This window comes from Pseudomonas sp. Ag1 (assembly GCF_000278565.1).
In the GTDB taxonomy this organism is placed as follows: domain Bacteria; phylum Pseudomonadota; class Gammaproteobacteria; order Pseudomonadales; family Pseudomonadaceae; genus Aquipseudomonas.
Window position 1 is genome coordinate 80,540 of sequence record NZ_AKVH01000088.1, and the last position, 9,547, is coordinate 90,086.

Below are 9,547 nucleotides of genomic sequence, written 5' to 3' on the forward strand. Positions count from 1 at the left end.
TGTCCGACCGTCGATTGCCAGACCCCTCAACCTCTGACGCTGTCGCGCCTTTGTCCCGCGACAGAGTCAATGCGGGTTACATCCCGCTGCCAAAACTGGATCGGCTGATGGAACTGCGTGATGCACTGGTGGTGCTCAAGGGGCCATTGGCCAACAATCCATCGCTGCGGGAAAATGTACAAAACCTGCTGATCAACGAGGAAACCGATGACCGTGTGCTGGGCAAGATCAGCAACCCCATGCCACCGCCAACCCGCCTGATACCGTTTGGCTGACACGTTTTACTGCAAAAATACTGCACTTGACCTGCATTAATATGCATTGGCAGCAGTCTTCATCGATTGGCACACTGCGCAGGTTCCTCCCCCAAATGCAGGAACTTCTTTAAAGGGCTTTTCCGGGAAACCAGGCAAGCCTTTTTTTTCGCCCGCTTTTCACGGATCGTCTGTCAATGCTCGCTCGCTGGTTACCCGCTGCCATCAATACCCGCCCTGCCGAATGGAGTCGTGCCGCCATCGGCATGGCCCTGGGCACACTGTTCAGCGTCTGGGTGTGCGCCCAGGTGTTCGGCACCGAGGTGGCCCTGCACCTGATAGGCCCGCTGGGAGCCTCGGCGGTGCTGCTGTTTGCCGTATCCTCCGGCGCGCTGGCCCAGCCCTGGTCGATCATCGGCAGCTACCTGTGTGCCGGGATTGTTGCACTGCTGGTCGCCCGGGTATTGGGCCGAACGCTGGGCAGCGCATGCCTGGCTGCCGGGATGACCGTGATCCTGATCTGCTGGCTGCGCTGCCTGCATCCACCGGCGGGCGGCCTGGCCATGAGCCTGGTGCTGGCTGACCCCGCCTCGATTGCCATGGGCTGGCACGAACTTGCCGCAGTCATGCTGGGAGCCACAGCCTTGTTGGCCTGCGCGCTGGCCTACAACAACGCCACGCGCACGCGTTACCCCAAGGGCACCCGCGAACCGGCTGCGCCGATCTTTATGCCAATCGCCACCGAAAACCCCGGGATCAGCGCCGAGGACCTCAAGCAGGCCCTCGCCGAGCGCGAGCAGTTCCTGGACGTTACCCCGCAGGAGCTGGAAGAGCTGATCCAGGCCAGCGAGCGGTATGCCCGGCGGCGCACCATCGGCGCGGTTTTCCAGCGCCAGGGCCAGCCTCCTCCATAAGGCAAAAATGCAAAAACGACCTGCATGATTCCGACTTGTACTGGGCAAATTTGCACTGGTACGATCGCGAGATGGTTCGCCCGCGAACATCTTGATAAAGAACAATAAAAGCAGGGAGTTAGAGATGACTGCTCAGGTTTCATCCGAGGCAAGCAGCGCCGGGATTGTGCAAGACGAGGTCCTGGCGCACGTACGCAACCATATTGGCCACCTGACCCTCAATCGCCCCGCAGGCCTTAACGCCCTCACCCTGGACATGGTCCGCAGCCTCAGCCGGCATTTGCAGGCGTGGGCGGACGATCCCCAGGTGCATGCCGTGGTGTTGCGCGGTGCCGGTGAAAAAGCCTTCTGCGCCGGCGGCGACATTCGCTCGCTGTACGACAGCTTCAAGAGCGGCGATACCCTCCACGAAGACTTCTTCGTCGAGGAATACGCCCTCGACCTCGCCATTCACAACTATCGCAAACCGGTCCTGGCACTGATGGACGGCTTCGTCCTTGGCGGTGGCATGGGCCTGGTGCAAGGCGCCGACCTGCGGGTGGTCACCGACCGCAGCCGCCTGGCAATGCCCGAGGTGGCCATCGGGTATTTCCCTGACGTGGGCGGCAGCTATTTCCTGCCGCGCATTTCCGGGGAACTGGGGATCTACCTCGGGGTGACCGGCGTGCAGATTCGCGCCGCCGACGCCCTGTATTGCGGCCTGGCGGACTGGTACCTCGACAGCACCCGGCTCGCCGACCTCGACCAGCGCCTGGACCGCCTGGAATGGCACGATTCTCCCCTCAAGGACCTGCAAGGCCTGCTGGCCAGCCTCGCGGTGCAACAATTGCCCGACGCCCCCCTGGCGGCGCTACGCCCAGCCATCGATCACTTCTTTGCCTTGCCGGACGTGCCGAGCATCGTTGAGCAATTGCAGCAGGTCACCGTCGCCGACAGCCATGACTGGGCATTGACCACCGCCAGCCTGATGCAGACGCGCTCCCCCCTGGCCATGGCCGTGACCCTGCAGATGCTGCGTCGCGGGCGCCACCTGCCGCTGGAGCAATGCTTTGCCCTGGAACTGCACCTGGACCGCCAATGGTTTGCCCGTGGCGACCTGATCGAAGGCGTCCGCGCCCTGCTGATCGACAAGGACAAAACCCCTCGCTGGAACCCTCCAACCCTGCAGGCGTTGGAGGCTGATCATGTCGAAAGCTTCTTCCGCGACTTCGACAAGAACGGGAACTAAGTCATGCAAGATATTGAATTTACAGAAGAACAAGTGATGATCCGCGACATGGCGCGGGACTTTGCCCGTGGCGAAATCGCCCCCCACGCCCAGGCTTGGGAAAAGGCCGGCTGGATCGACGATGCTTTGGTCGCCAAGATGGGCGAGTTGGGTTTGCTGGGCATGGTGGTGCCTGAAGAATGGGGCGGCACCTATGTCGACTACGTGGCCTACGCCCTGGCAGTGGAAGAGATTTCCGCTGGCGACGGCGCTACCGGCGCACTGATGAGTATCCATAATTCAGTGGGTTGCGGGCCAATCCTCAACTACGGCTCACAAGCACAAAAGGAAACCTGGTTGGCGGAACTGGCCAGCGGCCAGGCCATCGGTTGCTTCTGCCTTACCGAACCCCAGGCCGGTTCCGAAGCGCACAACCTGCGCACCCGCGCCGAACTGCGGGACGGCCAGTGGGTGATCAACGGCGCCAAGCAGTTTGTCAGCAACGGCAAGCGCGCCAAGCTGGCGATCGTGTTTGCAGTGACCGACCCTGACCTGGGCAAGAAAGGCATCTCGGCGTTCCTGGTGCCGACCAACACCCCGGGCTTCGTGGTGGACCGTACCGAACACAAGATGGGCATTCGTGCCTCCGACACCTGTGCCGTCACCCTCAACCAGTGCACCGTACCGGAAGCCAACCTGCTGGGTGAACGCGGCAAGGGCCTGGCCATCGCCCTGTCCAACCTCGAAGGCGGACGCATCGGGATTGCCGCCCAGGCGCTGGGTATTGCGCGTGCCGCCTTTGAGGCCGCGCTGGCCTATGCCCGTGACCGGGTGCAGTTCGACAAGGCGATCATCGAGCACCAGAGCGTGGCCAACTTGCTGGCCGACATGCAAACCCGCCTGAATGCGGCGCGCCTGCTGATCCTGCATGCCGCCCGATTGCGCAGTGCGGGCAAGCCATGCCTGTCGGAGGCCTCCCAGGCCAAGCTGTTTGCCTCGGAAATGGCCGAGAAGGTGTGCTCTTCAGCCATGCAGATTCATGGGGGTTATGGCTATCTGGAGGACTACCCGGTGGAGCGTTACTACCGGGATGCGCGGATTACCCAGATTTACGAGGGCACCAGCGAGATTCAGCGGATGGTGATTGCCAGAGAATTGAAAAACTACCAGCTGTAACAGGTATTTCGCAGAACCAATGTGGGAGCGGGCTTGCTCGCGAAGGCGGTGGATCAGTCGATACATCGGGTGACTGTAATACCGCCTTCGCGAGCAAGCCCGCTCCCACATTTTGATCTTCAGCGTTTCAGGACAGTGTTTACTTGTCCTTGAACTCCGGCGCACGCTTGGCCACAAACGCCGCCATGCCTTCCTTCTGATCCAGCGTGGCAAACGCCGCGTGGAACACCCGGCGCTCAAAGCGCACGCCTTCGGAAAGGCTCACTTCAAACGCACGGTTCACGCTTTCCTTGACCATCATGCTGATGGGCACCGACTTGCCGGCGATCAGGGTCGCGACCTTCAATGCTTCGTCCAACAGCTCATCCGCCGGCACGATGCGCGCGACGATCCCGCAGCGCTCGGCTTCCACCGCATCGATAAAGCGCCCGGTCAGGCACATTTCCATGGCTTTGGCCTTGCCCACGGCGCGGGTCAGGCGCTGGGTGCCGCCCATGCCCGGCAGCACGCCGAGGTTGATTTCCGGCTGGCCAAACTTGGCGTTGTCACCCGCCAGGATGAAGTCGCACATCAAGGCCAGTTCACAGCCGCCACCCAGGGCAAACCCGTTGACCGCCGCGATAATCGGCTTGCGGCGGTTGGCCACGCGATCGCTGTCGCTGAACAGGTCGTCGAGGTAGATCTGCGGGTAGGTCAGCTCGGCCATTTCCTTGATGTCGGCACCGGCGGCAAAGGCTTTTTTCGAGCCGGTTAGCACGATGCAGCCGATTTCCGGGTTGGCTTCCAGGCTGTCCAGCGCCTGGTTCAGCTCGCTGACCAGTTGCGCGTTCAGGGCGTTCAGCGCTTGCGGGCGATTGAGGGTGATCAGCCCGACCCGGCCCTGCACGTCCAGCAAAATGCTTTCGTAACTCATAGAGACTCCTCAGAGATTGCGTGAAATGACCATGCGTTGAATATCGCTGGTGCCTTCGTAAATCTGGCAGACCCGCACATCGCGGTAGATCCGCTCCAGGGGAAAGTCGCTCAGGTAACCGTAACCGCCGAGGGTTTGCAAGGCTGCCGAGCAGACCTTTTCGGCCATTTCCGAAGCAAACAGCTTGGCCATGGACGCTTCCACCAGCGCCGGCTTGCCGCTGTCACGCAGGGCGGCGGCGTAATGCACCATCTGCCGCGCCACGGCGATTTGCGTCGCCATGTCCGCCAGGCGGAAGGCCACGGCCTGGTGCTCGATGATCGGCTTGCCAAAGCTTTCCCGCTCGCGGGCGTAGTCCCGGGCCGCTTCAAATGCCGCCCGTGCCATGCCTACCGCTTGCGAAGCAATGCCGACACGCCCGCCTTCGAGGTTGGCCAGGGCGATCCGGTAGCCTTCGCCCTCCTCGCCCAAACGATTGGCCACCGGCACCTTCACATCCTCAAACAGGATCTGGCAGGTGTCGGAAGCATGCTGGCCGAGCTTGTCCTCGACCCGCGCGACGCTGTAGCCCGGCGAGTCGGTGGGCACGATAAAGGCGCTGATGCCGCGTTTGCCGGCAGCCGGATCGGTGACTGCAAACACAATCACGATCCCGGCGTTTTGCCCGGAGGTGATGAACTGCTTGCAGCCATTCAAGACGTAGTGATCGCCCTCCAGCCGGGCACGGGTTTTCAGGCCGCTGGCGTCGGAACCGGCCTGGGGCTCGGTCAAGGCAAACGCACCGAGCATCGCACCACTGGCCAGGGGCTTGAGGAACTGCTCGCGCTGTTGATCATTGCCGAACTTGAGGATCGGCACGCAGCCCACGGAGTTGTGCACGCTCATGATGGTCGAGCAGGCGCCGTCACCGGCAGCGATCTCTTCCAGGGCCATGGCGTAGGCCAGGTAGCCGGTATCACAGCCGCCCCATTGCTCCGGGACCAGCATGCCGAAAAAGCCCAGCTCGGCCATTTCACCAATGGCTTCCTTGGGAAAGCGATGCTCGCGGTCCCACTCGGCAGCGAACGGTTTAAGGCGTTCCTGGGCAAATTGCCGGGCGGCTTCGCTGATTTGCAGTTGTTCGTCATTCGGCAGCATAGGTGTTCCTTAGTACAGGCATTCAACGGCCATGGCCGTGGCTTCACCGCCGCCGATGCAGATCGCTGCAACGCCGCGCTTGAGGCCTTTCTGGCGCAGGGCCGAAAGCAGGGTCACCAGGATCCGCGCGCCGGACGCGCCAATCGGATGGCCCAGGGCACAGGCACCGCCGTGGATGTTGACCTTGCTGTGGGGAATCTCCAGCTTGCTCATGGTCACCAGGCTGACCACGGCAAAGGCTTCGTTGATTTCAAACAGGTCGACTTCGTCGAGGTTCCAGCCGGTCTTGCTCATCAGCTTGCGGATCGCCCCCACCGGCGCTACCGGGAACAGGCCAGGCTCATCGGCAAACGCCGCGTGGCCATGGATCACCGCCAGAGGCTTGAGCCCGCGCTTGTGCGCTTCGGACTGGCGCATCAGCAGCAGCGCCGCCGCACCGTCGGAAATCGAACTGGAGTTGGCTGCCGTCACCGTGCCGCCTTCACGGAAGGCCGGCTTCAGGGTGGCGATCTTGTCCAGCTTGGCTTTCGGCGGCTGTTCGTCGTGGATGATGGTTTTCTGTTCCTTGCCCACGGTGACCTGTACCGGGACGATTTCGGCGATGAAGTTGCCGTCGGTGATCGCCTGTTGCGCACGGGTCAGGGACGCAATCGCAAACGCGTCCTGGGCCTCGCGGGAAAAGCCGTTGTGCTCGGCGCAGTCCTCGGCAAAGGTGCCCATCAGGCGGCCCTTGTCGTAGGCGTCTTCAAGGCCGTCGAGGAACATGTGGTCGAGCACCCGGCCGTGGCCCATGCGATAGCCGCTGCGGGCGCGGTCCAGCAGGTACGGCGCGTTGGACATGCTCTCCATGCCACCGGCGATGGCCACCTCCACGCTGCCTGCCAGCAACGCGTCATGGGCCAGGATCGTGGCTTCCATGCCTGAGCCGCACATCTTGTTGAGGGTGGTGCAGCGCGTGGACTTGTCCAGGCCAGCACCCAGCGCCGCCTGGCGTGCCGGCGCCTGGCCGAGGCCGGCGGGCAGCACGCAGCCGAACAGCACTTCATCCACGGCATCGGAAGCGATACCGGCGCGTTCGACCGCTGCACGAATCGCCGCAGCGCCCAGTTGCGGAGCGGTGAGGCCTTTGAGATCGCCCTGGAACCCGCCCATCGGGGTGCGTACCGCGCTGACAATAACGATTGGATCAGTCATGAAAATCTCCTTATTTGGCTGCCATGCGCAAGGCCCCGTCGAGACGGATCACCTCGCCGTTGAGCATGCTGTTTTCAATGATATGCCGCACCAGCGCGGCGTACTCGCCCGGTTTGCCCAGGCGCGGCGGGAATGGCACGCCGGCGGCGAGGGATTCGCGCACTTGCGGCGTCATGCCCGCCATCATCGGAGTTTCGAAAATACCGGGGGCGATGGTCATCACCCGAATCCCGTAGCGCGCCAGTTCGCGGGCCGCCGGCAGGGTCAGGCTGGCAATCGCGCCCTTGGAAGCGGCATACGCCGCCTGGCCGATCTGGCCGTCAAACGCTGCCACTGAAGCGGTATTGATGATCACACCGCGCTCGCCATCGGCATTCGCCTCGGTTTCAGCGATAGCCGCTGCAGCCAGGCGCAGCAGGTTGAAACTGCCGATCAGGTTGACGTTGATCACCTGGGCGAAGTTGGCCAGCACGTGCGGGCCATTTTTGCCGAGGATTTTCTCTCCCCGCACCACACCGGCACAGTTGACCAACCCATGCAAACCGCCAAAGGCGGCGACGGTGGCCTGTACCGCCGCTTCGGCAGCGGCTTCCTGGCTGATATCGGCGACTACGCTGCGGGCCTGCGCGCCGAGCTTTTGCGCCTGGGCGGCCACTGCGTCGGCGTTCAGGTCCACCAGCATCACCTTGGCACCGGCCGCCACGAGCATCTCGGCGGTTGCCGCGCCGAGGCCTGAAGCGCCACCGCTGACCAGAAAAACCTTGTTCTCAATCTGCATCATTGTTTCCTTGAAGAATGGGTCACGCCGTGGCCGCCTGGGCCTTGGCAATTTCCTGATTACGCAAAATGAAGCGTTGCAGCTTGCCGCTCGGGGTCTTGGGCAGCTCGCTGACAAATTCGATTTCCCGCGGGTACGAGTGAGCGGCCAGGCGCTTGCGCACGTGCTGGCGCAGCTCTTCGGCCAGGGCCGGCTCGGCGCGGTACTGCTCGCTGAGCACCACAAACGCCTTGACGATCTCGGTGCGTTCCGGACATGGCTTGCCCACTACGGCGGCCTCCACCACGGCCGGATGCTCGATCAAGGCGCTCTCTACGTCGAACGGCCCCACGCGATAGCCGGAGGTGGTGATCACATCGTCGCTGCGCCCGACAAAGCTGATGCTGCCATCGGGGTTCAGCTCCACCGTATCGCCGCTGAGGTAGTACTTGCCGACGAAGGCCTTGGTCTTGACGCCGTCATAACCGGCAAACCAGCACATCGGCGATTGCTCGCGGTCGATAGCCAGGATGCCCGGTTGGCCGGCGGGCAACTCCTGATGGTTGTCGTCCAGCACCACGATGCGATGGCCCGGCGAGGCAAAGCCCGCGGAGCTGACGTGCACCGGATGCTCCAGGCCATGGTGATTGCACAGCACCATGCCCAACTCGGTCTGGCCGTAGTGGTCGTGGATGGTCACGCCGAGGTTATCGGCGAACCAGCGGATCACTTCCGGGTTCAGCGGCTCGCCGGCACTGCTGACAATACGCAGCTTGCCCTTGATCGACTTGGCGAACTGCTCGCCCCCGGCAATCAGCAGGCGATAGGCCGTGGGAGAACCGGTGAGGTTGGTAATCCCGTATTTGTTGATGACACGGCATGTGCTTTCGAGGGTGAACGGGCCATCGTAGAAGGTGATCGGGTGGCCCATGGACAAGGGGCCGGTCACGCCGAAATAGATGCCGTAGGCCCAGCCCGGGTCGGCGACGTTCCAGAATGCGTCTTCGGGGCGCAGGTCGACGGCGTCGCGGGTGTAGCTCTGGAACGCGACGATTGCCTTGAGCGGCACGGCGAGGGCTTTCGACGGGCCGGTGGTGCCTGAGGTGAACATCAGCAGGAACGGGTCGTCGGCGCCCAGCAATACGGGTTCGCAGAGGTTGGAATAGTTGGGCAGCTCGGCCCAGAAGCTGAAATCGCCGCGCGCGATGCCTTCGCCGTTGGGGCCGGCGACGGTGACGATGGTCGGGCAGTCGGCCACTTCCGTCAGTTTGGGACGGTTTACTGCATCGGTCACCACCAGCGCGGCGCCGGAGCTGTTCAGGCGGTGTTCGATGGCCTTGGGGCCGAAGGCGGTGAACAGCGGCTGATAGACCGCGCCGATGCGCCAGGTGGCGAGGACGACCACCAGCAGCTCGGCGGTGCGTGGCAGGAGGCCTGCCACCTTGTCGCCGCGATTGACGCCCTGGGCCAGGAGGAAGTTGGCGAAGCGTGCGGCCTGGTCTTGCAGCTGGGTGAAGGTGGACGTGGCGCTGCGGCCGTCCTTGCCCTCCCAGAACAGTGCGATGCGGCCAGGTAATGCGTGGCGGTCGCAGCATTCGACGCAGGCGTTTAGGGCCTGCAGGTTGCCCGACAAGGCAGCGTCGACGGTGTGTTGGTAGTTGAACTGGGTGGTGGCAGCCGAGTAATCACGCATCGCTTCAAATCCCTGTGTGTTTTTTATTTTCAGGATAGGTACGTAGACCGGTGAAATAGTCGCTCTAGAGCGGTGGGTGGGCAATGGTCAAAGCTTTCAACTTGGTTGACTGGTTTGGCCAATGGGGGGGCGCTGTTTGGTGTGTGTATATCCGTTTTTTGGGTGATGGCTTGTATTGGTTCCGCTCTCACAGCGGCTCACTTTTGAACAGCGCAAAAGAGTGTTGAAGAGCAAAATCAAAAGCTAAAGCGGGCACGGTCCAAATGTGGGAGCGGGCTTGCTCGCGAAGGTCGTTAACGATG

The 9,547-nt window shown here is 62.6% G+C and carries 9 protein-coding genes; 4 read left to right on the forward strand and 5 right to left on the reverse strand.

Features of this window, described 5'->3' with window-relative positions; genetic code table 11:
• The first annotated feature begins 95 nt into the window (after positions 1–95).
• The 4 genes from A462_RS34595 to A462_RS22155 all read left to right on the forward strand — a co-directional run bounded on the left by A462_RS34595 (position 96) and on the right by A462_RS22155 (position 3,551).
• A complete protein-coding gene (locus A462_RS34595; protein ID WP_256344058.1) occupies positions 96–275 on the forward strand; it encodes a type VI secretion system contractile sheath small subunit in 180 nt (59 codons plus the stop codon).
• Positions 276–451: 176 nt separating this feature from the next.
• The gene (locus A462_RS22165) at positions 452–1,168 is read left to right on the forward strand and encodes an HPP family protein (RefSeq protein WP_008433448.1); all 717 of its coding nucleotides are present in this window, start codon (positions 452–454) and stop codon (positions 1,166–1,168) included.
• Between the two features lie 124 nt (positions 1,169–1,292).
• Complete coding sequence (locus A462_RS22160) at positions 1,293–2,396, forward strand: enoyl-CoA hydratase/isomerase family protein (RefSeq protein ID WP_008433451.1); 1,104 nt, start codon at positions 1,293–1,295, stop codon at positions 2,394–2,396.
• A gap of 3 nt (positions 2,397–2,399) precedes the next feature.
• Positions 2,400–3,551, forward strand: coding sequence for an acyl-CoA dehydrogenase family protein (locus A462_RS22155; protein ID WP_003217611.1), 1,152 nt, complete (start codon positions 2,400–2,402; stop codon positions 3,549–3,551).
• A 139-nt stretch (positions 3,552–3,690) separates the two neighbouring features.
• Here A462_RS22155 and A462_RS22150 read toward each other — a convergent pair whose 3' ends face one another.
• From A462_RS22150 to A462_RS22130, 5 genes are read right to left on the reverse strand one after another with little or no spacing between them, the layout of a single operon-like run.
• Positions 3,691–4,464 (reverse strand): enoyl-CoA hydratase, encoded by a 774-nt coding sequence (locus tag A462_RS22150; RefSeq protein ID WP_003217608.1) that lies wholly within the window; start codon positions 4,462–4,464, stop codon positions 3,691–3,693.
• Positions 4,465–4,473: 9 nt separating this feature from the next.
• Positions 4,474–5,601, reverse strand: coding sequence for an acyl-CoA dehydrogenase (locus A462_RS22145; protein ID WP_008433455.1), 1,128 nt, complete (start codon positions 5,599–5,601; stop codon positions 4,474–4,476).
• 9 nt (positions 5,602–5,610) lie between these two features.
• Positions 5,611–6,795 carry an acetyl-CoA C-acyltransferase gene (locus A462_RS22140; protein ID WP_008433457.1) on the reverse strand — a complete coding sequence of 395 codons (1,185 nt, stop codon included), beginning with the start codon at positions 6,793–6,795 and terminating at the stop codon, positions 5,611–5,613.
• 10 nt (positions 6,796–6,805) lie between these two features.
• Positions 6,806–7,573 (reverse strand): SDR family NAD(P)-dependent oxidoreductase, encoded by a 768-nt coding sequence (locus A462_RS22135; protein ID WP_008433459.1) that lies wholly within the window; start codon positions 7,571–7,573, stop codon positions 6,806–6,808.
• Positions 7,574–7,595: 22 nt separating this feature from the next.
• A complete protein-coding gene (locus tag A462_RS22130) occupies positions 7,596–9,245 on the reverse strand; it encodes an AMP-binding protein (RefSeq protein WP_008433460.1) in 1,650 nt (549 codons plus the stop codon).
• Between the last annotated feature and the right edge of the window lie 302 nt (positions 9,246–9,547).